Here is a 24,347-nt window from a genome sequence, read left to right as displayed (position 1 = left end):
GGATAATTATATTTAATTCTTTCCTAGTACCTTTTAGTACTGAAGTAACATAAAAGACACCGCCTTTAATTGAGCCGTTGTAGTCAAGTTTTTATTTAACTTATTTTTAACCTTTATGTTTATTATGTGATCTGTCGTTATGAAAGCGCTTACTTTGGTGATCAGTCTCACTTTAATTTGCATTTCAATCGTTATAATCCTTGTCGATATTCAAGAAAAAAGCATGATTTCCCTGTGATTTATATAAATAATCACTTTAAATCAAAGTGATACGACAATAATCTGGAAAGGATTCAGAAATGAAATTAACTAAAGAATTTAAGCTCGCTAATGTGATGTTAGCCAGTGCATTGGCACTTGCAGGTTGTGGAGATGATCCGCTTTCAAATACAACAACGACAACAGACTCAACAGATAGCACAAGTGTTGCTCTATCGGGTAATGCTTGCCGATGGTTATTTAACGGGAGCAACAGTTTGTCTTGATCTTAATAATAATAAAGTCTGCGATGATGGCGAGCCTGTTGCCACGACAACTGATGGCGGTGCTTTCACTATCGATGCAACACAAACTCAGATTGATTCAATTCCTTTGTTGGTTGAAGTCACAGAAACAACAATTGATGAAGATTACCCTGAAAAAGCGTTAACACCCTACACTCTGAGTGCGCCTGCCGGATACACATTTGTTAGCCCATTAACCAGTATGGTCCAAAATGAAATTGAAAAAAATGGAAGCACTTTAGCCATTGCAGAGAAAGCAATTCAAGAGCTAATTGGAACAACCTTATCTTTAGATTCAGATTATATTGCCGGCGCGAGTGATGATAGCAGTTCAGATGAAAATAAAGTCGCCTTTGCTAAATTACATAAAGTTGCTCAGGTCGTTGCAAGCATTGTCGCTGAACAAATGTCTGACTCTGAAAATGACAGTTATAGCACCAATGCTTTAAGCTCTGCCATCATGGTTGCCGTGATTGCTAACCTTGAAAGCATTACACAACAAGTTGATGCTCGCTATTGAAGTAGAAAACGAAGGTGGTGAAGCATTTGATGCAGATAGTATTGCGGGCAATGTTGATATTGATGTCTCAGTCGAAGCGGTAGAAACAACCGTTAGTGAATACATCTTGATTTCTTCTATTGGTGCGGAAAGTGAAATTACCGAAAGTATGGTCATAGGAGAATGGAGCACAGGCAGTGTTATCGGTTCTGGTACCTATGAAGGCCTTTCTGCTTGGACGGTAACATCGGCAGGTAGTTGGGGAACGGTATTAGCTTTTAGCGATGGTTTCTCTGGTGACTTTAGTAAATACAATAAATTAAAACTAAAAATAGCAACGACAGGTGGTTATTCGGGTATTTCGGGTGATGGTTATTACATAAAAATGTCGGCGGGTGGTGTAGAAACAGCCGATATTGCATTAGATGTCGATGATGCTGAAACAGGTTGGCAAGATGTAGAAGTTGATCTTGAGGCACTAGGGCTGGATCTTTCTTCGATTGAATATATTACTGTCTTCGCCAAAACCGGTACTGCCGATGAGTCTAAAATTTATATTGCCGACTTATCTCTTTCAGAAGTAGAAAGCGAAGAGGCTTCTGATAGTAATACTGAGACAGATACAGGTAGTGATGAAGAAACTGATACTGAAAGTGATACAAGCTCAGAAAATTATGTTTTGATTTCATCTACGGGTGCAGATAGTGAAATCAATGAAAGTACTGTTATTGGCGAGTGGAGCACGGGGAGTGTTATAGATTCAGCAAGTGAATTCGATGGTTTATCTGCTTGGTCGGTTACCTCTGCGGGTAGCTGGGGAACCGTATTGGCTTTTACTGGCGGTTTTGAAGGAGATTTTAGTGCCTTCGATCAATTACAGCTAAAAATAGCAACCTCAGGTGGATATTCTGACGGTTACTTTATTAAAATATCGAGTAATGGCCAAGAATCTGGCGATATTGCATTATCAGTTAGTGATAGTACCAGTGGTTGGCAAGATGTCGTAGTAGATCTAAGCAACTACGATTTATCTTCAATCGAATATATTACCGTTTTTGCTAAGACAGGCACTGCAGGTGTTTCTAAGATTTATGTTGCTGATTTATTTTTATCTACAGCAGACGAGAGTTCTGATACAACAGCTGAAACCTATAGCCAAGAATATGTATTGATTTCTTCTGAGGGTACGGACAGTGAAATTAATGACAGTACCGTTATTGGTGAGTGGAGTACGGGAAGTGTTATTGATTCTGATAGTGAATTTGATGGATTACCTGCTTGGTCTGTGACTTCTGCTGGCAGTTGGGGAACAGTACTTGCGTTTAGTGACAGTTTTAGTGGTGATTTCAGTGACTTCGATAAATTAAAAATTAAACTAGCGACCTCAGGTGGTTATACAGATGGCTACTTTGTAAAAATTTCTACTAATGGCACAGAGTCTGCGGATATTCCATTATCAGTAAGTGATTCGAATACAGGCTGGCAGGATGTCGAAGTTGATCTTAGTAATTATGATTTATCGTCGATTGAATTTATTACTGTATTTGCTAAAACGGGTACTGCAGGTGTGTCTAAATTCTATATCGCGGATTTATCGCTTGTTGATATAGATACTGATTCAGGAACAGATAGTGGTACTGATTCAGGAACGGACAGTGGCACAGGTTCAGGAACAGATAGCGGTACAGGTTCGGGAACTGATTCAGGAACAGATAGTGGAACTGATTCAGGCACGGACAGTGGTTCGGATTCAGGAACAGATAGTGATACAGATTCTGAAACCGACACTGATACAGACACAGGTACTGATACTGGAACAGATACTGGCTCTGATACAGGAAGTGATTCAGGAACAGATACAGACTCTGACACAGGAAACGATTCGGGAACTGATACAGTCTCAGGTCCTCGTGATACTGATGAAGCGGTTTATATCATTTCCGATGGACAATCTGATTGGGAATCATGGATAGAAAATGATTCTTCTTCACAGGTGATTGTAGATGCTGATGTAACTTATGATAACGTCACTGAATTTACTATTGGTAGCCAAGGAGCTGTTGCTGGTCATAGACCTGTGGATGGTGTTGGTGCGGTAATTTCTATTGATGCTTACGCTGATACTGGCACATTAGAGTTCGACCTCAAAGCTGTTACATTACCTGTCGGTACTAGTACTTGGTACTTTAAAATTGAAGGTGATGCAGGAAATACCTCTGGGGATGGCGTTGACCTATTTAGTGGTAATACAGAGCATACTGCCTTTGAAGTAGGCACATGGCAACATTTCAGCTTCAATCTATCTGATTTAGCGAATGCTGGTTTAGACCTCAGTGCAATCAACAATGTAATGCTATTTCCACAATGGGGAAGTGGTGAAGGGGCCGTTTATCAAGTTGATAACTTAGCTTTCTATGCGGATGGTGCGGTGATCGATGATACTGAACCTGGTACTTCAGGTGGAACTGCCATCACAAGTGTCACTGACGTTATTGACTTTGAAGGTGAGCAATTAAGCTGGACGACTAGTGATACTGCAAAACTTCAGTTTGTAAGCAATCCTGATACAACAGGTAATACATCGGCAACTGTTGCGTTAAGCACTAATGCAATTGATGCAAGTGAATGGGGCGCTGTTGGTACTGAATCTATTACGCCATTTACTTTAGATGCAACGAATAGCACGGTTAAAATGTGGGTTTATAAAAACAGCATTAGCCCTGTGTATTTTAAGCTAACAAAATTCATGGGGGATGGCTGGGCAACATCTGGCTTTGTCGGAACAGAAAACACCAAAATTAATGAATGGGAAGAGTTAACTTTTGATTTCTCAGACAGTATCGGTCTTGGTGAACTTCAAATCGATATTGATGGGTTTTCACTTCACTTAGACAGTGATACGGCAAGATCACAGGAAGCGATTATCTACTTTGATAATATTAGCTTTACTGGTGATGAAGTTTCTGGTGGAACAGAGGGCTCAGATGATAGCAGTGATTCTGATGATACAAGTAGCTCAGTTGATGTTGCGGCCCTTGCGACAGATTTCGAAGGAGAACAACTACCATGGGATACCTTTGAGAACCACTGATAACCCAACTTTAGAGTTTGTCACTAATCCGGATAGTAGTGGTATTAACACTTCAGCAACGGTTGCTAAATTTACCGCACGTGTTGATGGTCAGCCATGGGCTGGTACACAAACCTTTGAATATACGCCATTTACTTTAGATTCTACTAATAACAGTATCAAAATAATGGTTTATAAAGAGGTTATTAGTGATGTTGGCATTAAGCTTGCGACAGCAAGTGGTTGGTCTGAAGGTGAAATTAAAGTTAGTAATACCAAGATAAATGAGTGGGAAGAGCTGACATTTGATTTTTCAAGCAAATCAAATAACCCAGATGGCGATGCATTCACTAACTTTGTTGTCTTCCCTGATTTTACAACCAGAGCAACAGAAACTGTTTCTTACTTTGATAACATTACTTTCAATGAAACCGAGCAAGCTACCGAAGTCGCGAGTCCAACAGAAAGTGCGCCGACACCAAGTATGTCTGTCTGCAGATGTGTTGTCATTCTTCAGTGATGATTATACCGCTATAAGTGGTGTTAACCTCTATGTAGGTTGGGGATCAACTGCGGTTGCATCGGAAGTTGATATCGAAGGTAATAATACTTACAAACTAGCAACATTGGATAAACAAGGTGTTGGATTCTCAGATATCGATTTATCAGAAAAATCTTACATTCACCTTGATTACTGGACACCTAATGCAACATCCTTTGATGTCTATGTATTTGGATCAGGCACTGAAACACCTTATGTTGTAGATGCAACTCAAGGTAGCTGGCAGAGTATTGATATTCCGCTTTCAAGTTATCCTAATGCAAACCTAGAAAGTGCACATTATATGAAGTTTGAAGGCCAAGAAGGTGCAACCATTTACCTGGATAATATCTACTTCTATTAATCGCTAATCAAATCGATTGATATCGGTATTACAACAAAGCCATTTTTAAATTAATTTTTAAAGGTGGCTTTTTTATGTTTAAAGATCTGCTGTAATTGCTAGGAAATTCACAATGAATCAAATAAGTAACAAAGATATTCCCCTCAATAAAGAAGTTTCTCTTACCCCTCAACCTTCGCCGACAGGTTATTATCCTAAAGCTAAAAATGGTGATGTCCTGCTTGGAAACCCAAATTATTTCGCTATTTCTTATGGCGCTTGGCGTTGTCAAATACGTGAATCAGGTGAAAATGTGCCAACGGTCGAAGAGCAAAAAGAAGATATGAAAATATTGTTTGCGATGGGCTTTAAGGTATTAAGAACCTATAACACGCAAAATTATATTGGTAATGATGGTAAAAGTAATACTGAAAATTTATTAGAAGCCATTAGGCAATTAAATGAAGAGGCTCAAGCCACTGGTGAGTCCTTTGAAATGTATGTGATGTTAGGTATTTGGATTGATGGTTTAAATTCATTTACGGATAAAGAAGTCATCCATGATCAAGAAAACCCTAAAAATGCATTAGAAATGGCGATGGGTATCAAGCTTGCCAAAGAGTACTCAGAGATTATTAAAGTGATAGCGGTTGGTAATGAAGCTATGGTGCATTGGGCGCCTTATTACGTGGTGCCTGGCATCATTCTTAAACATGTTAATACCTTGCAAGCCCTTAAAGAACAAGGAGAACTTGCCAAGGATTTATGGATCACCAGCTCTGATAATCATGCTTCCTGGGGCAGTGAGGGAGAAGGTGGTGACTATATCAATGAAGATTTAAAGGCACTTATTGCGACTGTAGATTATATCTCTGTGCATATTTACCCTTTTCACGACACCTTTTATCACGATACTTTCTGGTCTGTACCAAGCGAAGAAGCCCACTTTTCGATACAACAAAAAGTAGATCTTGCTATGCAGAGATCCAAAGTTGAGGCGTTAACACAGACGCTCGCAACGCAACAATATATGTTAGGTTTGGGCATTGAAAAACAAATTCATATCGGTGAAACAGGCTGGGCCTCTGTTGCAAATGTTAACTATGGTGATGATAGCGAAGGAGATGATCTGCAATCTAGAGCCGCTGATGAATATAAGCAAAAGGCTTATTATGAGGCAATGCAAGCATGGTCGAAGGAGTTTGGTGCATCAATGTTTTTCTTTCAAGCCTTTGATGAGCCTTGGAAGGGCGATACTTATAACCCAGGTGATTCAGAAAAGCACTTTGGTTTAATTGATATTGAAGGTAATGCTAAATATGTTGTTTGGGATAAGGTAAATAAATTAAATAGTTTAGGATTAACACGAGGATCTGTTGCTACATTTACAAAGAGTTTTGATGGCAATGTTGAAGGATTAATGAAAACTGTTTCTGCCCCAAAAGCGAGGTAATTAATACCCTAACTTAATTGTTGATGACCTTTACTAATAAAGGTCATCGCTTACTAATTAAATAATTAACTAAACAATAATAGTCTGGATAGACCTTGGTAGCATGCTGATATAACAACCTTTATCTATGTTATGCAACGCATAAGTTAAGTGATTCTCGGAATTATTACAAACGATGATCACTTTTTCACCATTAGGATTAATAAAGCCCGTGGCTTCGATGTTATCGGTTGTAGTGCACACGGCAATACGTTTTGCGCCTTTTTCAATGAACTTTGAGAAATGCCCAAAGTAATAATAAGAGGGGTTGATAATCACTTCATCATTCACCGTATCGGCAATAATCGGAGCACTACATAAATTATTAACATGATTAGGACCGCCGGTTTCATCAAGGAAAAGATTCCAGTCGCACCATGCAGAGGTATTATGATTAATATCGTTGATCATAGAGTGAGCATAACGCTCACCAACATTCCAATCGCCAAGATGAGGCCCGTTTTCTTGGCGACCCTCTGTGAACCAGATTTTTTTATCCGGATAAACATCATTAATCAGTTTTAAATTCTGGTAGTTATCACCCATATACCAATGAATACCAATACCATAAACATATTGAGAGGCGAGTTTGTCATCAAACATCTTCTGTGCACGATCGTAGGCTTCAGCGCGGTTATGATCCCAACAGACTAGTTTAATATGTTGTAACCCCTGCTCATGTAAAGTTGGCCCTAAGTAATCACGCACAAAATCACGCTCTTCCTCTGCACTATAAATACAAGAATCCCAAACCTGTTTCGCAGACTGGCTCATTTTGAATCGTCAATGCTGAAATAGTAATACCTTCTTCCTGCATTGCTTTAATGTATTTACAGTAATAAAGCGCCCAAGATTGGCGGTATTGATCTTTTAATTTTCCACCATTATTCATTTCTCCATTACTTTTCATCCAAGCTGGTGGACTCCAAGGTGACGAGAAAAGGGTGATCTCTTGTTCTGATATTTGTTTTGCCCATTCGATCATTGGGATGATCTGTTGTTTATCACGATTGAGGTTAAAATCAGTTAATTGTTCATCTTCAGTTTCACAACATGCCCAATTCTCTAAGGAAAAATCACAGCTATTAATATGTGTACGACAAAAGTTATAACCGATCCCTTTACTTGGGTGGAAATAGGCCTCCATCATTATTTTCTGTTTTTCAGGGCTCATTCGATTAAGTACATCCAGCTGCTGATTCGGTAAATGCACCTCCAAAACCTTCCCATTCTTGGAATGTTTTGTTTGAATCCATATAAATTCTATGTGGTTCGCCAGCATCAGTGTAAACCGTAGTGTCTAAGGTTTGATAATCCTCTTGCATGCTAGGTAATTCAGATAAGCTGAGGGCAAGTTGAGTGTCTTTTGCGGTTTGATAAAGTTTCATAGTGTTTCCAGTAAAGTGAAAAAACACCCCATAACCAGTCATCGCTCCAGCTAACTATTTTGATTATGGAGTGAAGGAAATGAATTAACGGGTAGATTTGTTTTTATTGCGTCGGCTTAGTTTTGCTATTGAGGATCTAAATAATCCTAATAAACCTAATGCCATTAAAATGAAGCTGTTCATGCTCCCTCCACTTGAGTTGCTTATGCCAGTAAAGCCTGTCTCGGTGGTGATGTCTGTTTGTGTGTCTGTGGTGCTATCGGTCGTTGTGTCTGTATCTTCTCCACAGTAAGCCGCATCAGTTGCAGTACTCGCGGTACAATGAGCGACGTAATCAATTTCCATGGTTGCCATTTCTAAACTCGAATCAATGTCACCACCTAACATGCCACCCATTGCAACATTGAGTAATACAAACATAGGTTCTTCATAACGGTCACAATTACGCATATCCTGACTGACAACTAATGTCTGTTGATCACTTTCATCAACAACATAAAAATCAATTTGATCCTCATCCCATTCCATTGCATATCGATGCCAGTCTGTTACATCTACAACACCATTAGGGTATTGATAATAAGCGAGACCACCACAGTTACTTTCTCCTGTGAAAAAATTGGTAATATAGCTATCAGGGTCGTTAGAAAACCATTCCCATACATCGATTTCACTGGCACCTTCATTTGGCCAGTAGGATGTATCATCATCCCCCTTAACGGGCTGTTGGTTTATACGGTTTTCTAACATCCAGAATGCTGGCCAAGTACCACCTTCTAAATCAAGAAAACGGATCCGAGATTCGATTCGACCATATAAAAACTCTTGTTTGTCTTTGCTGTTAAGGCGACCTGAAGTCCAGCTTTTTTGACTATTAAGCGTTGAACAATAGTTACTTCCTTTACGAGCAATAATTTTTAAAGTGCCATCGGATACATCGTAGTTTTTTTCTGAAGAGCTATCATCATCGGTATAACACTGAACTTCATTGTTATAATTGGCCTCCGTCTGGGCAGTCCAGTTATCCCAATTAACACTACTTCCTCAAATTTATCAATCCACTGTACTTCCCAGCCTGCTTGAAGTGAGCTACTAAACAATAATAGGGCTGGTACTAAGTAGGCCACTCTTTGTTTTTTGGGGGTACTTTTTTGTCAATTGAGTTATCAATGTGTTTTAAGTTGAAGTTCATAGTCACCTCTTAAATAGTCATAATAAGTTGCTTTAATTGGAGTGATTATTAAAACTACTTATCAAATGAAAGCGCTTACTTTTTGTTATGTTATTTTATAAGTTTATGGACTGCAATCCACTTAGTTCATAAATCGTGCATTGATCACTTTGTTCTATATTAACGGTTCATGGATTATATTTTTTTCATTTTAAATCAATTATTAATGGGGTTTTTAATCTCGGCGTGTTTTTTGATAAGAAATATGGAAATGATATGTATTAGAAGAGTTACTTTATATTTTCTTACCGATACTTTGAAAGCGCTTGCTTTTGTTTTTTAAAAATAGCCTGAAAGAAAGTGTTTGGTTTTTCTTTTAGGCTATTTGTTATTATTTTAACTTATTGATATAAAATATCTTTTAGTCGTAAATTGTTGGGATAGGCTGACGTTTATGTTGAGTACGTAGATAAATTGCAATTAACTTATCTTCAATTTCTTGATCAACAGGTTTTCCTTCCAGGAAATCATCTATTTGATCGTAGGTCATCCCAAGTGCAACTTCATCAGCTAGTTGTGGTTTATTTTCTTCTAGGTCGGCAGTAGGGGCTTTTTCTACTAATAGTGCCGGAGCACCAAGTTGTTTAGCCAATGCGCGTACTTGGCGTTTACTTAAGCCAAATAAAGGTGCTAAATCACAGGCACCATCGCCATGCTTGGTATAAAAGCCAGTGATATTTTCTGCGCTGTGATCTGTACCTACCACTAAACCGCCTGTTAGTCCGGCAATTTCATATTGGGCAATCATACGCATACGTGCTTTGACATTACCTTTAATAAAATCAAGGTTAGTATTTTCTGGGAGTTTGATACCACTTTCTTCTAACCCTGCTAGGGTGCTACTGTGAATTCCATCCGCACCAGCTTGTACATTCACTGTCACTTGCTGTGAAGGTTGTATAAATTGCAGTGCTAGCTGGGCTTCATCTTCATCTTTTTGAACGGCATAGGGTAAACGCACGGCAATAAACTGGTATTTATCCTCTTCCAATGATGAATTTAATTGCTCTACTGCTAGTTGACATAAACGCCCAGCAGTACTTGAATCAACGCCACCACTGATACCTAATACTAAAGTCTGGCAATGCGCACTTTGTAATGTGTCTATAATGAAGTCGATACGAGTTTGAATTTCAGTCGCGATATCAATATTGGCCAAGACACGCATCTCTTTTAATATTTCTTGTTTCATGACACTAAACCTATTATTAAAATGAATAAGTGCTTATCTTAACGTTAAACGGTCAAATAATTAATAATAAAAAGAGATAAATATTATTTTATTATTCGCGGCGCTTATTAATTTGGTTAGAATGAGATTTTAATCTTTAAATTATACGGAATTAATATTATGGCTTTAAGTGTTGTTATTCTGGCGGCTGGTAAAGGAACACGTATGTGTTCTCGTCTTCCCAAAGTACTACATAAAATTGCAGATAAACCTATGGTGCAACATGTTATCGATTCTGTTAAAGGTGTCGGTGCTGAAAATATTCATTTAATTTATGGTCATGGTGGTGATCAAATGCAACAGAATATTTCCGACAGCCAGCTTAATTGGATAGAACAAACTGAACAATTAGGAACAGGCCATGCGATGCAAATGGCATTGCCCCATTTTAAAGACGATGAAAAAATACTGATTGTTTATGGTGATGTACCACTGCTTACGCCACAAACCCTGCAACGACTTATTGATGCTCAACCACAGGGCGGTATTGGGTTATTAACCGTACATCTTGATGAGCCAACAGGTTACGGCCGTATTGAACGCGTTGATGGAAAGATTACAGCAATTGTAGAACAAAAAGATGCAACTGAAAGTCAGCGTGCCATTAAAGAAGTGAATACCGGGATTTTAGTTGCAAGTGCGACTGATTTACAACGTTGGTTGCCTGCTTTATCGAATGATAATGTCGCTGGCGAATATTACTTAACTGATATTATCGGTATGGCACATCAAGAGGGAAAATTAATTGAGGCGGTTAATCCGTCAAGTACAGTTGAAGTAGAAGGGGTGAATAACCGTTTGCAACTGGCAACGTTAGAACGAGCATATCAATTACAAGAGGCTGAAAAGTTATTATTAAGTGGTGTGATGTTACGAGACCCTGCACGCTTTGATTTACGTGGCGAATTAACTTGCGGTTTAGACGTTGATATCGATATTAATGTGATCATCAAAGGTAAAGTAACATTAGGCGATGGCGTCGTAGTTGGTGCTAACTGTATTCTAATTGATTGTGATATTGCTGATGATGTTGTTATTCAAGCTAACTCAATTATTGAGGGGAGCATTATTGGAGAAGCTTCTACTATTGGTCCTTTCGCGCGTATTCGTCCACAAACTGAGCTTAAAAAAGAAGTGCATATTGGTAACTTTGTCGAGGTTAAAAAATCAACTTTAGGTAATGGTACTAAGTGTGGCCATTTAACTTATTTAGGCGATAGTGTCATTGGGGAACGTGTCAATGTTGGCGCTGGTGTGATCACCTGTAACTATGATGGTGCAAATAAATTCCAGACAACCATCGGCGACGATGTATTTGTAGGCTCGGATTGTCAGCTAATCGCACCAGTTACTATCGGTAATGGTGCAACAACAGGTGCAGGAACAACGGTGGTGACAGATGTGCCAGAGAATACATTAGCGATTTCACGTGCTAAGCAACGTCATTTGAATAATTGGAAGCGACCAGTTAAAAAGAAATAGAGAAAAGGCTATAAGGCTATAAGGCGGAAAGGCTTTAGGGCTGGAATGCTTGTAAGAATGTAATGCTTTAAGGCGGAAAGGTTATATAGCTGAAAGGTTGAATATTTTGCTCTATTTTTTACTGATATAAAAAAGGGTGCTTGTGAAGCACCCTTTTTCATTTAGGCTAGATTTTCCAGCTTTCTAGTCTTTCTTAATTTTCAATTGACGCTTACACACATAAACACCTTCAAGATGTTTCATGGTTTTCTCTGGCATACCTTTAGGTAACTCAATAGTTGAGAATTCGTCATTTAATTTGATATCACCAATAAAACGACTATTGATATCAGCTTCATTGGCAATTGCGCCAACGATGTTTTTAACTTGAACACCGTGTGCACGGCCCACTTCTAAGCGGTATGTTTCTAATTCAACATCTGTTGGGCGTCCACGTCCACGAGGTTTGTCACCACCGCGTTCATTTCTTTCACCACGAGGTCCACGGTCATTTCTGTCACGACGACCACGAGGTCCACGATCATTTCTATCACCACGGTCAAAACCACGGTCGTGTGAACGAGGTTCAACAAACTTTTCTTCAACAGGCTGTAAAGGCTTATCTTTTTGCGCAAGGAAAAGTAGTGCGTACTGCTAAATCTAAATCATCAATATCAGTATTGTTTTCAATTTGCTCAAACAGTGAACGGTAGAAAGTTAAATCTTCACTTTCACAGATTGAGAATAATTGTGTTTGGAAACTATCGATACGTGTTTTAGTTACTTCATCACGTGATGGTAGATCCATAATAGTAATTTCTTGACGAGTTGCACGTTCAATTGCTTTTAATAAGCGACGTTCACGTGGTCTTTGCAAATAAAATTGCTTTACCTTTACGACCAGCACGACCCGTACGCCCGATACGGTGAACATAAGATTCTGTATCCGTTGGGATATCATAGTTAACCACTAAGCTTAAACGTTCAACATCAAGACCACGTGCAGCAACGTCCGTCGCGACTAAGATATCAAGGCTACCTGATTTGATGCGTGCAATAGTACGTTCACGAGTTTGCTGATTCATATCACCGTTTAATGCTTGCACTACGGTAACCGCGAGCTTCTAAACGTTCTGCTAACTCAACTGTTGCTGTTTTAGTACGTGCAAAAATGATCGCACCGTCAAACTCTTCCGTTTCTAACATACGTGTTAATGCATCAAGCTTATTAACACCACGCACGATCCAACATTTTTGTTCAATGTTTTCAACAGTTGATGTTTTTGCTTTTATCTTAACTTCTGTTGGATTATTCATGTAACGCTTAGTAATGCGTTTAATTTGATCCGGCATTGTCGCAGAGAAAAGTGCAGTTTGATGTTTTTCAGGCATATCTTGCATGATAGTTTCAACATCATCAATGAATCCCATACGTAACATTTCATCGGCTTCATCTAATACCAAGGCTGTTAATCCTGATAGATCTAAAGTTTTACGTTTTAGATGATCCATAATACGCCCAGGCGTACCAACAACAACTTGTGGTCCACGATTCAATTGTTTGAATTGAATATTGTAGCTCTGGCCACCATAAATAGGCATTACATGAAAGCCCTTTAAATGACGCGAGTAACTTTGAAATGCTTCTGAAACTTGGATCGCTAATTCACGTGTTGGTGCTAATACCAATACCTGAGGTTTTCTGATTGATAAATCAATATTTGCTAATAAAGGTAATGCAAAGGCACCTGTTTTACCTGTACCTGTTTGTGCTAAACCTAAAACATCTTGACCCTTTAATAGAAGGGGAATAGTCTGTGCCTGAATTGGAGAAGGAGCTTCGTAGCCCATTTCTGCAACAACTTTAGTAATTGCTTCAGGTAAGTTTAAATCGTTAAAAGTAATTGTGTTTTCTGGTGTGTTTGACTCTGACATAGAGGCCTCATGATTTCGTATAAATTCTGCGTTTGAACAATGCAAAAACGCGTCAATCCAGCATATGCCTACTTCACCTCAATCGCTCAAGTAGTTGAAACGATTTAATAATTCTCGCGTGTTATGAAAAACATAATTGCGCATAGTAGGTTTTATCTGGAGATTTCGTAAGGATCAAACTTTGATCGCATTACGAGGGTGGCGCATTCTACTTGATTTGCGTCTAAAATGCTCGTGTTATTTGAGGTTAAGCACAAAATAAGAAAAATAATTGTTATTTCTCTTGTTTCTTAGCCGAAATTACAGTTGCAAAGGTCTTTATTTTAAGACCTTTCATTTTTTTAATAAATAGTTTTTGATAGGAATAAATTTGTCTACCACTAATCAAACAATTTCAGTCACACATGGTGTTGGTATGCTGGTTTCAGCATTATTAGGATCAGGTGTTTTTATTATTCCAGCAATTGTTTGCATCGGTTGCTAATGAATGGTCATTATTTGCTTGGCTTATTATGGGCTTACTGATTCTTCCTATTGTATTTACCTTTGCCGCCCTTGGAAAGAAGCACCCTCATGCAGGTGGAACGGCATATTTTGTTCAAGTTGCTTTTGGCGATAAAGTCGCGCGTATTGTTAGTTGGTTATTTATATGGGTTGTTGCACTAGGCGCACCGGTAATTGTTGTTACGGCTTCAAATTTTTTAGTAAATGGATTAACCGCGATTGGGGTTATTGAGCAAGCGTCTGCGCAAAGCTTATTTTTGTGTGCAATATTAATGCTGTTTTTATTAATGCTGTTTAATGTCTTTGGCTTGAAAACAGCGGCCATTATTCAAACCATCTTAAGTGTGTGTATTGTTAGTTGCTTAGTATTTGTTTCGCTAAATAGTCAAATTACACAGCCTTTTCACCTTCCTAGTACAGAATTCCAGGTATCTAAACTGGCATTGAGTGCGACTTATATTCTTTGGTGTTTCTTAGGCATTGAGGCGATAGCCCATTTAGCCAATGATTTTAAGAACCCGCACCGAGACTTTCCTTTAACAATTATTATCGGAATAGTCATCACTTTGATTGTGTACAGCTTAATTAGTTTGAGTTTATTGCAAATGCATTATTATGGAAATGAAACAGAAAATTTAAATTCAGTCATAAACTTGGTGAAGTTAAGTCTTGGTCAACATGGTTATACCATTGTCTCTTTTGCAGGGTTTCTCACCTGTTATATTTCTGTCAGCCTGTATTTTGTGGGCTTTTCTCGTTTATTATCAAGCATGGCAAAACAGCAACAAATCGCGCCTATTTTTGCTCGTATTAATGTCTATAACGTTCCTTATTACGGATTATTAACGGCAATACTTCTGACTATGCTGATGTTAGTGGCTTACCATTATTCAGGGTTAGATTTAGAAGGCTTAATTGCTTATGCAAACGGGTTATTCATTTTAATTTATTTAGCTGGTGCATTAGCGGGAGTAAAACTATTAATAGGTATTAATCAAGGTTTAGCAATATTAGCCTCAGTCACCTGTGTGATATTATTTTTATCATTGGCTGAACATGCATTGTTTGCGGTTGCTTTATTGTTTTTATTGAGTATTTACTATCGGCTTAAAAGCAAAAGAGAAGCTAGGCTTCTCTTTTGTCTTTGTTCAATTCAATGACTATTCATTATTTATAGAATGAATGGTCACCGCTTTGATGTTCTGTAATGTCACGAACAGCATTAAGTTCATCGGAAAACTCTGCTAGTAGTTCTTTTTCGATGCCATCCTTTAGTGTTAAGTCAACTTGAGAACAACCATTACAACCACCACCAAATTCTATCACTGCAACGTTATCTTCTGTTAATTCAATCAGTTTGATAAAACCACCATGACTCGCAAGCTGTGGGTTTATTTGTACTTGAATAACATACTCGACACGTTCAATAAGAGGAGCATCATCTTTTACTTTACGCATTTTAGCGTTAGGTGCTTTTAATGTCAGTTGCGTACCTGTCTCTTCTTCTACTAAATCAATAAATGCTTCTTCAAGAAATGGAATACTGATTTCGTCAACTAAGGCATCAAAACCATCGTAATTTAAACGTGTATCTGTACTTTCAACTGCCTCGGGAGGACAGTAAGAAACACCACACTCCGCTTTAGGAGTGCCAGGGTTAATTACGAATACACGAATACTTGTCCCTTCTTTTTGTGGCTCTAACAATTTTCTAAAGTGTGCTTCGGCACTTGGAGTGATTTCAATCATTACTCTACCTCTGTTTAATCTTGAGTTGTTTACTTGGGTATTGTATCAATCAATCGTAAGAAGAGAAATGTAAATAAAGAGGAATATACAAATAGTGGAAAATAGTATTCACTTTGCCATCGCAAGCAAGATAGTTGATTTTATATTTCTTTATTAAGTGCAGTGCGACTGATACAAAAAATAGTTAACTTATTGGCGCCTTGCTTTTTTAAATATTTACAAAGGCTGTTCATTGTTGCTCCTGTTGTTACTACATCATCTATTATAATAATGTTTTTACCTGCTATTTCCTGTGTTGAGCTTTGCTTAAGCTTAAAGGCATTAGCCAGATTTTTTCTTCTTTTAGTAACTGATAATCCTTCCTGTGCGGTGGTTTGTTTGTCGCGTATAATTGCATTTTCTAATAAAGGAATATTTAAGCTTTTGTGTAAACTGTCAGCAATAATTTGAGTTTGGTTAAAACCTCTAAGTCTTAATTTTTTGGAGTGTAGTGGAGTAGCGAGTAAATAATCGTATTCTGATAATTGTTGCTTTGAATAACGATTTAAAACAGATTTTAGTAATAATTCAGCTAATAACTCGCCGGAAATTAAACTTTTCTGGTACTTAAGTTGTTTAATAAGTATTGAAAGGGGCTTTGTGTAATCCCCTAATGCATGAATGTGATCAAATATATAATCCTTTTGTAGGCAATCACCACAATAATCAGCACTGTTATTAAGTGGTAGAGCACAATTAAAACAGTATTGACGTTGGCTAAGGATGTTTTTTTCACAATGTAAGCAGATCAGTTTATTATTGCTAGTTAAGGCACAAACTAAACATTGAGCTGGTAATAAATGCTCAATAATTTGCTTACTCTGTTGTTTGATCAAATGAAACATCAGTTTAACTACCTTAAAAACAAAAAATAATTATAACAAATAAATAGATTAATAATAAAAGTGAGTGTTATATTTTGAATAAAGAGCAACATGTTCATTGTAAATTGGTTGGGCAGGGCGAAGCACTGGTTTTATTGCATGGATGGGGAGTTAACTCTGCAGTTTGGCAACCTGTTGTTGAACAGCTTAGTCAACATTTTACCCTGTATATTGTTGACCTACCTGGATTTGGCAACAGTGCAACATTAGATGAGTATTCATTAGAGTCAATCACTGAAGCTATTTTAAAGGTTGTGCCCGATTCTGCGACTTGGTGCGGTTGGTCACTGGGTGGTTTAATTGCCACCTATGCATCGATAAATTATCCTCAGCGCGTCAATAGACTAATTCAAGTCGCCTGGTTCTATTAAATTTGTCGGCGAAGATACTTGGCAGGGAGTTGATAAATCAGTCTTTAAAAACTTTCTATTAGGTTTGCAAAAAAATCCACAAAAAACCTTAACGCGTTTTATTGGTTTGCAGGCGATGGGGAATTTAACTGCCAGAAAAGATACAGCACTTTTGAAAAAGCTATTGCAGGGTACAAGAGAGGCTGATCAAGAAGCATTAGTGGCAGGCCTTGAATTACTATCAGATTCAGACTTACGCTCGTCTTTTGCTGACTTATCCTGCCCTTGTTTATCACTTTTTGGTCAATTTGATACGTTAGTTCCCTTGCAAACGAAACTGAATATGCAAGCTTTAGTACCTAACATTGAGACGCAATTATTTGAAAATTCATCACATTCTCTCTTTATTAGTGAAAGCGAGCTATTTTGTAAGCGTGTTATTGCGTTTATTTGTGGCTAAAATTTAATCAAATAGCTTTGTTTATGTTAATATAGTGCCATACTTAAATTATTATTCATTTTTAGCAAGGGGGATTTATGAATATTTCTTCTGCATTTAGCTCTGGCCTTGCTGGCTACCAAAGTGCATCAAATCAGCTCAGTGTTGCTAGTGACAGAGTCGCTAATGCTGGTTTAACAAACAATAACTCTGTTAGCGAACAATCTGTTTCGCAGGGCGGATCTTCTGCAGAAGTTAAACCGGTCTCTATCACAGAAGAAGTGATTAATATGAAAGTGGCAGAATTACAGGCTAAAGCGTCAGTTAATGTGATAAGTACTGCCGATGAAATGGTGGGTACTTTAATTGATACCTCTGTGTAACGTTTTATGGCGAATATTAATGCGGCTTTACCCACTGCGATTGCTGTCCCTTTTCATCCAGCAACGGAAGCGTTGCAACAAGAAAATTTAATTAAACCTGTTATTCCAAAAACAGAGGTGGTTGCTTCCTATGCGAAATTAAGAGAGGGAGAAAAAAATCCACAATATTCATCGCAATCGAAAACACTTTTACAGGATGAAAATGAGCAACAAAGTAATAATACCAGTGAGCATCAATCTAGAGCCAAACAGCGTAGATTAAACTTTTTGCGAAAAGAAGTGGCAACAATAAAGAAGAGTATGAAAGTAAAACATTAGAGATAATGACTGATTTTAAATTATCCCTTACTGTCATTCAGGAAAAATATAACCGTGCAGTGACACCTATAGCAGATCCAACCATTGACTATGCAATATAAAGCAATATAAAAATTGCATCAAGTGATGCAATTTTTATTTAATAACAGCTATTTAAATAACTATTTAGTGACAACCGCCACAACAGTCTTCTTTTGCTTCTTTTTGAGTTTCTTTCTCTTCATGACCATCTCCGCCACAACAGCTATCGCCTTCTGAATGCTTGCTTTTATCTCCGCCACAACATTCATGATCGGACTCTTCTGAATGTGAGTGGCTTCCGCGACTACTGCCATGTTGATGAACGTGACCATGCGCTAGCTCATCTTGAGTTGCTTCACGCACTGCAACGACTTCACCAATAAATTGCAATGCCATGCCAGCTAATGGGTGGTTTGCATCGATACTTACTAATTCATCAGTGACTTCAGTTACTTCTACAGTACGTGGGCCTTGGTCTGTATCTGCTTGGAAAGACATACCCACTTCAATCGTATCAACACCTTCGAAAAGGTTGCGTGGTACTTGTTGAACTAATGCTTCTTGAAATTCGCCGTAAGCATCTTTTGCTTCAAGCTTTATATCAAATTTGTCGCCGACTTCTTTACCAGCTAATTCTGCTTCCAAGCCTGGTACTAGGTAGCCTGCTCCTTGAATGTAATCAAGTGGAGCACCATTTTCAGTACTGTCTAGTGCGTTACCATCTACTTCAGCAACACCAAAGTGGATTGAAACTACTACATCATTTTCAATTTTCATATTATTTCTCGTTATGTTCCGCAGGATCAAATACACCAATCATTTGTTCAAATTGGCGTGTGGTCGCTGTTGCTTGTGTTGGTGTTTGTGTTTGTGAAAAACCACAGGACACACATATTAATGTTTCTACACCATTTTCCAATGTCAAAGCAACAGTGTCAAGTTCGTTGCACTGCGGGCAACTGGCACCGGCTATAAAACGTTTTCTATTTTTAGATAAGCTCATTTTGTCTATCCTTGCAATAATAGCGTTATGGTAATCTAATAAATTTTCATTACCAGTAGCTATGGCTCAACTTTATAAAATTGGGTATTATCCCCCATCCAATATTACAGAGAAAGCTATTTATGATTGTTGCAACAAATATCGAATTTATCCGTGGCGGTAACGCATTATTAAAAGATGCGAGTGCAACAATCAATCCCAAACAAAAAGTTGGGCTAGTTGGAGCCAATGGTTGTGGTAAGTCGAGTTTTTTTACTCTATTAAAACAAGAAACTCAGGTAGATGCAGGAGACCTAACTATTCCTCATCATTGGCAGTTAGCCAGTGTTGCGCAGGAAACTCCGGCACTTGATAAAAATGCTCTGCAATATGTTATTGATGGTGATCGCCATTTTCGACAGTTACAAGATAAACTAAAACAGGCCGAAGCTCAGGATGATGGCACCAAAATAGCTGAAATGCATATACAGCTTGATAATGCCGGCGGTTACACTATTGAGTCACGTGCGGCTGAATTACTCGCGGGTTTAGGTTTTAATGAACAAGCACAAGGTCGTGCGGTTAGTGACTTTTCAGGTGGTTGGCGAATGCGTTTAAACCTCGCACAGGCACTGCTTTGCCCTTCAGATCTACTTCTATTAGACGAACCAACCAATCACTTAGATTTAGATGCTGTTATTTGGCTTGAAAAGTGGTTACGCCAATACCAAGGAACATTGATATTAATTTCTCATGATAGGGATTTTATCGATAGCATTGTCGACAAAATTATTCATATTGAACAAAATAAATTATTCGAATACACGGGTAATTATACTAGTTTTGAAAGACAACGATCTGAAAAATTAATGCAACAGCAATCTTCCTATGAAAAACAGCAGGCGCAAATGGCGCACATGCAAAGTTATATTGATCGTTTTCGTTATAAAGCCAATAAAGCTAAACAAGCACAAAGCCGTATTAAAGCATTAGAAAAAATGGAGCAATTGCTACCTGCTCATCTTGATAACCAATTTAGCTTCTCGTTCCGTGAACCTGAAGCGTTACCAATGCCACTGTTAACACTTGAAAAAGTAAGTGCTGGGTATGATGACTTGTTGATCCTTGATCAAATTAAGTTAAATTTAGTACCAGGTAGTCGCATTGGCTTGTTAGGTAGAAATGGGGCGGGTAAATCAACGCTTATTAAATTACTTTCTGACCAACTTAAGCCCAAGTCAGGAAAAATAGAAATTAACAGTAACGCTAAAATTGGTTATTTTGCACAGCACCAATTAGAGTTTTTAAGGTTGGATGAGTCTCCAATACAACATTTAGCACGCATTGCCCCCGATGAAAAAGAACTTGGGTTGCGTAGCTTCCTTGGTAGTTTTGGTTTTCAAGGGGATAAAGCTTTTGATGTTGTTGCACCATTTTCTGGTGGAGAGAAGGCTCGCCTTGTGTTGGCGTTATTAGTGTGGCAAAACCTAACTTATTATTACTAGATGAACCTACCAATCACCTTGATCTCGAAATGCGCCATGCATTAACCGTTGCTTTACAAGCATTTGAAGGCGCTATGGTGGTTGTTTCCCATGATAGGCATTTATTAAGAACAACAACTGATGATTTATATCTAGTACATGATAAAAAGGTAGAACCTTTTGTTGGTGATCTTGATGATTATCACCAGTGGCTAGCAGACCAACAACGTATTGAGAAACAATCAGAGCAAAAGGATGATAAAACGAGCTCTATTAGTGTTAATAGAAAGGATCAAAAAAGGCTTGGAAGCTGAATTTCGTAAAAAATTAACACCTTTTAAAAAACAATTAGCTAGTTCAGAAAAGTTGATGGATAGTTATTCTTTACGTTTAACTGAAATCGAAACCTTATTAAGTAATTCTGATCTATATGAGCATGAGAATAAAAATAAACTAACCAGCTTATTAAAGGAGCAAGGTGAAGTAAAAGACCAACTTGAGGAAGCTGAAATGCTTTGGATGGATGCTCAAGAACAGATAGAAACCTTGCAATCTGAATTTGAGGGTTGAGTTTTAGGTATAGCTTCGCCATACTCTGTGCGCAATGATTCACCAATAAATGAGATAAGAAGGTATTAAAATGAGTTTTGAAGCAAATGAATATTTCGATGGTAACGTTAAATCAATCGCATTCCAAAGTGAAACATTGCCAGCAACCGTTGGTGTAATGGAAGTGGGTGAATACACATTTGGTACTAGTGCTTATGAATATATGACAGTAGTTAGCGGTAGCTTAACTGTTAGACTTATTAATACAACTGAATGGAAAACATATAATGCAGGTGAAACCTTTGAAGTAGAAGCTAATTCAAGTTTTGATGTTAAAGTGAGTGTTCAAACTGCTTATTTGTGTTTATACAAAAAATAAAAACACGCTTTAATAAGTATAATAAAAAGGAGCTAAGGCTCCTTTTTTACTTTTTAATATAAATTCTGCAAAAATTTGTGTCAAAAAGAAGCGCTTTGTTGGTTAATTGATCACTTAAACGTTTTTCTGAAATAAAGCACAATAAAAGCTTGCCAATGTGATCTCAATCCCTATAATGCGCATCCACAGACAACGACTGACGTAAGTTTTTAATCGTCTGGAGCCAGCAAGCTCACTGAGTTTGCAAGAACTTTTACTTTTAAATTTATTTAAAATAAAATGTTGACAAGGTTCAAGGTTAGCGTATTATACGCACCTCGCCGAAAGGCACGCTCTTTAACAATTTAATCAAACAATCTGTGTGAGCATTGATAGTAGATTTCAAAATAGTCCTTCGGGACAAAAAGAATCAATATCAATGACACACGAATTAATTCATTAATTCAGAATAACATTGTACTTCGGTACATAGTTTTAGTCAGTAATATTGAGTCAGGTTGCATTCTTCTTCGAAGAAAACAACCACATTAAACTTTAAATTGAAGAGTTTGATCATGGCTCAGATTGAACGCTGGCGGCAGGCTTAACACATGCAAGTCGAACGGTAACATTTCTAGCTTGCTAGAAGATGACGAGTGGCGGACGGGTGAGTAATGCTTGGGAACATGCCTTTACGTGGGGGACAACAGTTGGAAACGACTGCTAATACCGCATAATGTCTTCGGACCAAAGCAGGGGACCTTCGGGCCTTGCGCGTAAAGAGTGGCCCAAGTGGGATTAGCTAGTTGGTAAGGTAATGGCTTACCAAGGCAACGATCCCTAGTTGGTCTTAGAGGATGACCAGCCACACTGGAACTGAGACACGGTCCAGACTCCTACGGGAGGCGACAGTGGGGAATATTGCACAATGGGGGAAACCCTGATGCGGCCATGCCGCGTGTGTGAAGAAGGCTTTCGGGTTGTAAAGCACTTTCAGTGGGGAGGAAAGGGTATTAGTTAATAACTGATATCTGTGACGTTACCCACAGAAGAAGCACCGGCTAACTCCGTGCCAGCGGTACGCGGTAATACGGAGGGTGCGAGCGTTAATCGGAATTACTGGGCGTAAAGCGCGCGTAGGTGGTTAATTAAGTCAGATGTGAAAGCCCCGGGCTCAACCTGGGAACGGCATTTGAAACTGGTTAACTAGAGTTTTGTAGAGGGTGGTAGAATTTCAGGTGTAGCGGTGAAATGCGTAGAGATCTGAAGGAATACCAGTGGCGAAGGCGGCCACCTGGACAGTAACTGACACTGAGGCGCGAAGGCGTGGGGAGCAAACGGGATTAGATACCCCGGTAGTCCACGCAGTAAACGATGTCTATTAGAAGTTTGTGGCTATATGCCGTGGGTTTCAAAGCTAACGCATTAAATAGACCGCCTGGGGAGTACGGTACGCAAGGTTAAAACTCAAATGAATTGACGGGGGCCCGCACAAGCGGTGGAGCATGTGGTTTAATTCGATGCAACGCGAAGAACCTTACCATCCCTTGACATCCAGAGAATCACCAAGAGATTGATGAGTGCCTTCGGGAACTCTGAGACAGGTCTTTGCATGGCTGTCGTCAGCTCGTGTTGTGAAATGTTGGGTTAAGTCCCGCAACGAGCGCAACCCTTATCCTTACTTGCCAGCGGGTTATGCCGGGAACTTTAGGGAGACTGCCGGTGATAAACCGGAGGAAGGTGGGGACGACGTCAAGTCATCATGGCCCTTACGGGATGGGCTACACACGTGCTACAATGGCAAATACAAAGGGTTGCTAACCTGCGAGGGTATGCGAATCTCATAAAGTTTGTCGTAGTCCGGATCGGAGTCTGCAACTCGACTCCGTGAAGTTGGAATCGCTAGTAATCGTGGATCAGAATGCCACGGTGAATACGTTCCCGGGCCTTGTACACACCGCCCGTCACACCATGGGAGTGGGTCGCACCAGAAGTCATTAGCTTAACCTTCGGGATGGCGATGACCACGGTGTGGTTCATGACTGGGGTGAAGTCGTAACAAGGTAGCCCTAGGGGAACCTGGGGCTGGATCACCTCCTTACGTAAAGAAACTGCTATTAGTGCCCACACAGATTGTTTGATTAGAATGATAAAGCGCAGAAGAAGTCTTATGTCCCCATCGTCTAGAGGCCTAGGACACCGCCCTTTCACGGCGGTAACAGGGGTTCAAATCCCCTTGGGGATACCAACTTCTCTTGATGGTCAGAAAGATACTTTATAAACATTAAAGTTTAATGCTTATAAAGTGTTTTTTAACACTGCTCTTTAACAATTAGGAAAGCTGATAAAGTTCTTATTTATCGCACAAAAAAATGACACTTTAGTGTTGATTGGTGTGGTAAATATAAACGAAATTTTACGTTTTATTTATGAAATGTAAATTGTTCTCAATTATTAAAACTTAGGTTTTAGTAATTGTAATCAAGCAAAATAAAAAACAGCTGTAATTCACGTAAGTGATTTACAGTTTGTACGTATCCTGAATGAACAAAACAACGTTCATTCTCGGTGCACGAAAAACGTAAGTGTTTTT

At 38.7% G+C, this 24,347-nt stretch carries 22 protein-coding genes, 1 tRNA gene, 1 rRNA gene and 2 pseudogenes; 16 read left to right on the top strand and 10 right to left on the bottom strand.

Translation table 11 applies throughout. The features are described from left to right. The first annotated feature begins 299 nt into the window (after nucleotides 1–299). The 6 genes from ACLKMH_RS24040 to ACLKMH_RS24015 all read left to right on the top strand — a co-directional run bounded on the left by ACLKMH_RS24040 (nucleotide 300) and on the right by ACLKMH_RS24015 (nucleotide 6,409). A complete protein-coding gene (locus ACLKMH_RS24040; RefSeq protein WP_413700260.1) occupies nucleotides 300–485 on the top strand; it encodes a hypothetical protein in 186 nt (61 codons plus the stop codon). After that, nucleotides 442–1,023: a hypothetical protein gene (locus ACLKMH_RS24035; RefSeq protein WP_413700259.1), complete on the top strand. Its 582-nt coding sequence runs from the start codon at nucleotides 442–444 to the stop codon at nucleotides 1,021–1,023. The genes ACLKMH_RS24040 and ACLKMH_RS24035 overlap by 44 nt, the downstream gene beginning before the upstream one ends. Then, nucleotides 1,010–4,093, top strand: coding sequence for a hypothetical protein (locus tag ACLKMH_RS24030; protein ID WP_413700258.1), 3,084 nt, complete (start codon nucleotides 1,010–1,012; stop codon nucleotides 4,091–4,093). Before ACLKMH_RS24035 ends, ACLKMH_RS24030 begins: the two co-directional genes overlap by 14 nt. Continuing rightward, nucleotides 4,080–4,592 (top strand): hypothetical protein, encoded by a 513-nt coding sequence (locus ACLKMH_RS24025; RefSeq protein ID WP_413700257.1) that lies wholly within the window; start codon nucleotides 4,080–4,082, stop codon nucleotides 4,590–4,592. The genes ACLKMH_RS24030 and ACLKMH_RS24025 overlap by 14 nt, the downstream gene beginning before the upstream one ends. Further along, entirely contained in the window at nucleotides 4,576–4,977 is a 402-nt protein-coding gene (locus ACLKMH_RS24020; RefSeq protein WP_413700256.1) for a hypothetical protein, read from the top strand. Before ACLKMH_RS24025 ends, ACLKMH_RS24020 begins: the two co-directional genes overlap by 17 nt. A gap of 112 nt (nucleotides 4,978–5,089) precedes the next feature. Continuing rightward, nucleotides 5,090–6,409: a glycosyl hydrolase family 17 protein gene (locus ACLKMH_RS24015; RefSeq protein WP_413700255.1), complete on the top strand. Its 1,320-nt coding sequence runs from the start codon at nucleotides 5,090–5,092 to the stop codon at nucleotides 6,407–6,409. 69 nt (nucleotides 6,410–6,478) lie between these two features. On the opposite strand, the gene ACLKMH_RS24010 is transcribed toward ACLKMH_RS24015, so the two are convergent. From ACLKMH_RS24010 to nadE, 5 genes are all read right to left on the bottom strand, one after another. Beyond that, nucleotides 6,479–7,222, bottom strand: a complete 744-nt coding sequence (locus ACLKMH_RS24010; RefSeq protein ID WP_413700254.1) for a glycoside hydrolase family 30 protein — start codon at nucleotides 7,220–7,222, stop codon at nucleotides 6,479–6,481. Continuing rightward, a complete protein-coding gene (locus ACLKMH_RS24005; protein WP_413700253.1) occupies nucleotides 7,179–7,622 on the bottom strand; it encodes a hypothetical protein in 444 nt (147 codons plus the stop codon). Before ACLKMH_RS24005 ends, ACLKMH_RS24010 begins: the two co-directional genes overlap by 44 nt. 4 nt (nucleotides 7,623–7,626) lie before the next feature. Further along, nucleotides 7,627–7,836 carry a hypothetical protein gene (locus tag ACLKMH_RS24000; RefSeq protein ID WP_413700252.1) on the bottom strand — a complete coding sequence of 70 codons (210 nt, stop codon included), beginning with the start codon at nucleotides 7,834–7,836 and terminating at the stop codon, nucleotides 7,627–7,629. A gap of 84 nt (nucleotides 7,837–7,920) precedes the next feature. Beyond that, the gene (locus tag ACLKMH_RS23995) at nucleotides 7,921–8,748 is read right to left on the bottom strand and encodes a family 16 glycosylhydrolase (protein ID WP_413702461.1); all 828 of its coding nucleotides are present in this window, start codon (nucleotides 8,746–8,748) and stop codon (nucleotides 7,921–7,923) included. 680 nt (nucleotides 8,749–9,428) lie between these two features. After that, nucleotides 9,429–10,259, bottom strand: coding sequence for an ammonia-dependent NAD(+) synthetase (nadE, locus tag ACLKMH_RS23990; RefSeq protein ID WP_413700251.1), 831 nt, complete (start codon nucleotides 10,257–10,259; stop codon nucleotides 9,429–9,431). Nucleotides 10,260–10,418: 159 nt separating this feature from the next. Here nadE and glmU point away from each other — a divergent pair, with 159 nt between their 5' ends. Next, nucleotides 10,419–11,780, top strand: coding sequence for a bifunctional UDP-N-acetylglucosamine diphosphorylase/glucosamine-1-phosphate N-acetyltransferase GlmU (gene glmU, locus ACLKMH_RS23985; protein ID WP_413700250.1), 1,362 nt, complete (start codon nucleotides 10,419–10,421; stop codon nucleotides 11,778–11,780). Nucleotides 11,781–11,963: 183 nt separating this feature from the next. On the opposite strand, the pseudogene ACLKMH_RS23980 reads toward glmU, so the two are convergent. Continuing rightward, nucleotides 11,964–13,694 (bottom strand): annotated as a pseudogene (locus tag ACLKMH_RS23980) (DEAD/DEAH box helicase). Nucleotides 13,695–14,137: 443 nt separating this feature from the next. On the opposite strand from ACLKMH_RS23980, the gene yjeH reads away from it, so the two are divergent. Next, a complete protein-coding gene (gene yjeH / locus ACLKMH_RS23975) occupies nucleotides 14,138–15,358 on the top strand; it encodes an L-methionine/branched-chain amino acid transporter (RefSeq protein WP_413700249.1) in 1,221 nt (406 codons plus the stop codon). A gap of 7 nt (nucleotides 15,359–15,365) precedes the next feature. Here the strand turns inward: yjeH and nfuA are convergent, their stop codons facing one another. Both nfuA and ACLKMH_RS23965 read right to left on the bottom strand, forming a co-directional pair. After that, nucleotides 15,366–15,947, bottom strand: coding sequence for a Fe-S biogenesis protein NfuA (gene nfuA, locus ACLKMH_RS23970; RefSeq protein ID WP_413700248.1), 582 nt, complete (start codon nucleotides 15,945–15,947; stop codon nucleotides 15,366–15,368). 140 nt (nucleotides 15,948–16,087) lie between these two features. Continuing rightward, nucleotides 16,088–16,831 carry a ComF family protein gene (locus ACLKMH_RS23965; RefSeq protein ID WP_413700247.1) on the bottom strand — a complete coding sequence of 248 codons (744 nt, stop codon included), beginning with the start codon at nucleotides 16,829–16,831 and terminating at the stop codon, nucleotides 16,088–16,090. Nucleotides 16,832–16,905: 74 nt separating this feature from the next. On the opposite strand from ACLKMH_RS23965, the gene ACLKMH_RS23960 reads away from it, so the two are divergent. The 4 genes from ACLKMH_RS23960 (at nucleotide 16,906) to ACLKMH_RS23945 (ending at nucleotide 18,360) form a co-directional block, all read left to right on the top strand. After that, entirely contained in the window at nucleotides 16,906–17,241 is a 336-nt protein-coding gene (locus ACLKMH_RS23960) for an alpha/beta fold hydrolase (RefSeq protein WP_413700246.1), read from the top strand. A gap of 64 nt (nucleotides 17,242–17,305) precedes the next feature. Further along, nucleotides 17,306–17,680, top strand: coding sequence for a hypothetical protein (locus tag ACLKMH_RS23955; RefSeq protein WP_413700245.1), 375 nt, complete (start codon nucleotides 17,306–17,308; stop codon nucleotides 17,678–17,680). A gap of 77 nt (nucleotides 17,681–17,757) precedes the next feature. Then, nucleotides 17,758–18,042 carry a hypothetical protein gene (locus tag ACLKMH_RS23950; RefSeq protein ID WP_413700244.1) on the top strand — a complete coding sequence of 95 codons (285 nt, stop codon included), beginning with the start codon at nucleotides 17,758–17,760 and terminating at the stop codon, nucleotides 18,040–18,042. A gap of 6 nt (nucleotides 18,043–18,048) precedes the next feature. Then, nucleotides 18,049–18,360 (top strand): hypothetical protein, encoded by a 312-nt coding sequence (locus ACLKMH_RS23945; protein ID WP_413700243.1) that lies wholly within the window; start codon nucleotides 18,049–18,051, stop codon nucleotides 18,358–18,360. A 165-nt stretch (nucleotides 18,361–18,525) separates the two neighbouring features. Here the strand turns inward: ACLKMH_RS23945 and slyD are convergent, their stop codons facing one another. Both slyD and ACLKMH_RS23935 read right to left on the bottom strand, forming a co-directional pair. Continuing rightward, the gene (slyD, locus tag ACLKMH_RS23940) at nucleotides 18,526–19,158 is read right to left on the bottom strand and encodes a peptidylprolyl isomerase (RefSeq protein ID WP_413700242.1); all 633 of its coding nucleotides are present in this window, start codon (nucleotides 19,156–19,158) and stop codon (nucleotides 18,526–18,528) included. A 1-nt stretch (nucleotide 19,159) separates the two neighbouring features. Continuing rightward, a complete protein-coding gene (locus tag ACLKMH_RS23935; protein WP_413700241.1) occupies nucleotides 19,160–19,384 on the bottom strand; it encodes a YheV family putative zinc ribbon protein in 225 nt (74 codons plus the stop codon). 122 nt (nucleotides 19,385–19,506) lie between these two features. Between ACLKMH_RS23935 and ACLKMH_RS23930 the strand changes: the two are divergent. The 4 genes and pseudogenes from ACLKMH_RS23930 (at nucleotide 19,507) to ACLKMH_RS23915 (ending at nucleotide 24,002) form a co-directional block, all read left to right on the top strand. Beyond that, a pseudogene (locus ACLKMH_RS23930) lies at nucleotides 19,507–21,417 on the top strand (ABC transporter ATP-binding protein). A gap of 70 nt (nucleotides 21,418–21,487) precedes the next feature. Beyond that, the gene (locus ACLKMH_RS23925) at nucleotides 21,488–21,775 is read left to right on the top strand and encodes a pyrimidine/purine nucleoside phosphorylase (RefSeq protein ID WP_413700240.1); all 288 of its coding nucleotides are present in this window, start codon (nucleotides 21,488–21,490) and stop codon (nucleotides 21,773–21,775) included. A gap of 536 nt (nucleotides 21,776–22,311) precedes the next feature. Further along, nucleotides 22,312–23,855 (top strand): 16S ribosomal RNA (locus ACLKMH_RS23920). A 71-nt stretch (nucleotides 23,856–23,926) separates the two neighbouring features. Beyond that, nucleotides 23,927–24,002: transfer RNA gene (locus ACLKMH_RS23915), tRNA-Glu, on the top strand. Nucleotides 24,003–24,347 lie beyond the last annotated feature (345 nt).

Origin of the sequence: Psychromonas sp. KJ10-10, assembly GCF_047323245.1 — a bacterium.
GTDB lineage: Bacteria > Pseudomonadota > Gammaproteobacteria > Enterobacterales > Psychromonadaceae > Psychromonas.
Note: the sequence above shows the minus strand (reverse complement) of the source record. Positions and strands in the feature narration are given on the sequence as shown.

What these genes read in the sequence shown, in the direction of transcription:
- ACLKMH_RS24035 (WP_413700259.1), top strand. Translation starts at nt 442, where the DNA reads ATGCTTGCCGATGGTTATTTAACGGGAGCAACAGTTTGTCTTGATCTT.
- ACLKMH_RS23965 (WP_413700247.1), bottom strand. Translation starts at nt 16,831, where the DNA reads ATGTTTCATTTGATCAAACAACAGAGTAAGCAAATTATTGAGCATTTA.
- slyD (WP_413700242.1), bottom strand. Translation starts at nt 19,158, where the DNA reads ATGAAAATTGAAAATGATGTAGTAGTTTCAATCCACTTTGGTGTTGCT.
- glmU (WP_413700250.1), top strand. Translation starts at nt 10,419, where the DNA reads ATGGCTTTAAGTGTTGTTATTCTGGCGGCTGGTAAAGGAACACGTATG.
- ACLKMH_RS23950 (WP_413700244.1), top strand. Translation starts at nt 17,758, where the DNA reads ATGAATATTTCTTCTGCATTTAGCTCTGGCCTTGCTGGCTACCAAAGT.
- ACLKMH_RS23925 (WP_413700240.1), top strand. Translation starts at nt 21,488, where the DNA reads ATGAGTTTTGAAGCAAATGAATATTTCGATGGTAACGTTAAATCAATC.
- ACLKMH_RS24030 (WP_413700258.1), top strand. Translation starts at nt 1,010, where the DNA reads ATGCTCGCTATTGAAGTAGAAAACGAAGGTGGTGAAGCATTTGATGCA.
- ACLKMH_RS24000 (WP_413700252.1), bottom strand. Translation starts at nt 7,836, where the DNA reads ATGAAACTTTATCAAACCGCAAAAGACACTCAACTTGCCCTCAGCTTA.
- ACLKMH_RS24005 (WP_413700253.1), bottom strand. Translation starts at nt 7,622, where the DNA reads ATGAGCCCTGAAAAACAGAAAATAATGATGGAGGCCTATTTCCACCCA.
- ACLKMH_RS24010 (WP_413700254.1), bottom strand. Translation starts at nt 7,222, where the DNA reads ATGAGCCAGTCTGCGAAACAGGTTTGGGATTCTTGTATTTATAGTGCA.
- nfuA (WP_413700248.1), bottom strand. Translation starts at nt 15,947, where the DNA reads ATGATTGAAATCACTCCAAGTGCCGAAGCACACTTTAGAAAATTGTTA.
- ACLKMH_RS24015 (WP_413700255.1), top strand. Translation starts at nt 5,090, where the DNA reads ATGAATCAAATAAGTAACAAAGATATTCCCCTCAATAAAGAAGTTTCT.
- ACLKMH_RS23945 (WP_413700243.1), top strand. Translation starts at nt 18,049, where the DNA reads ATGGCGAATATTAATGCGGCTTTACCCACTGCGATTGCTGTCCCTTTT.
- nadE (WP_413700251.1), bottom strand. Translation starts at nt 10,259, where the DNA reads ATGAAACAAGAAATATTAAAAGAGATGCGTGTCTTGGCCAATATTGAT.
- ACLKMH_RS24040 (WP_413700260.1), top strand. Translation starts at nt 300, where the DNA reads ATGAAATTAACTAAAGAATTTAAGCTCGCTAATGTGATGTTAGCCAGT.
- ACLKMH_RS23935 (WP_413700241.1), bottom strand. Translation starts at nt 19,384, where the DNA reads ATGAGCTTATCTAAAAATAGAAAACGTTTTATAGCCGGTGCCAGTTGC.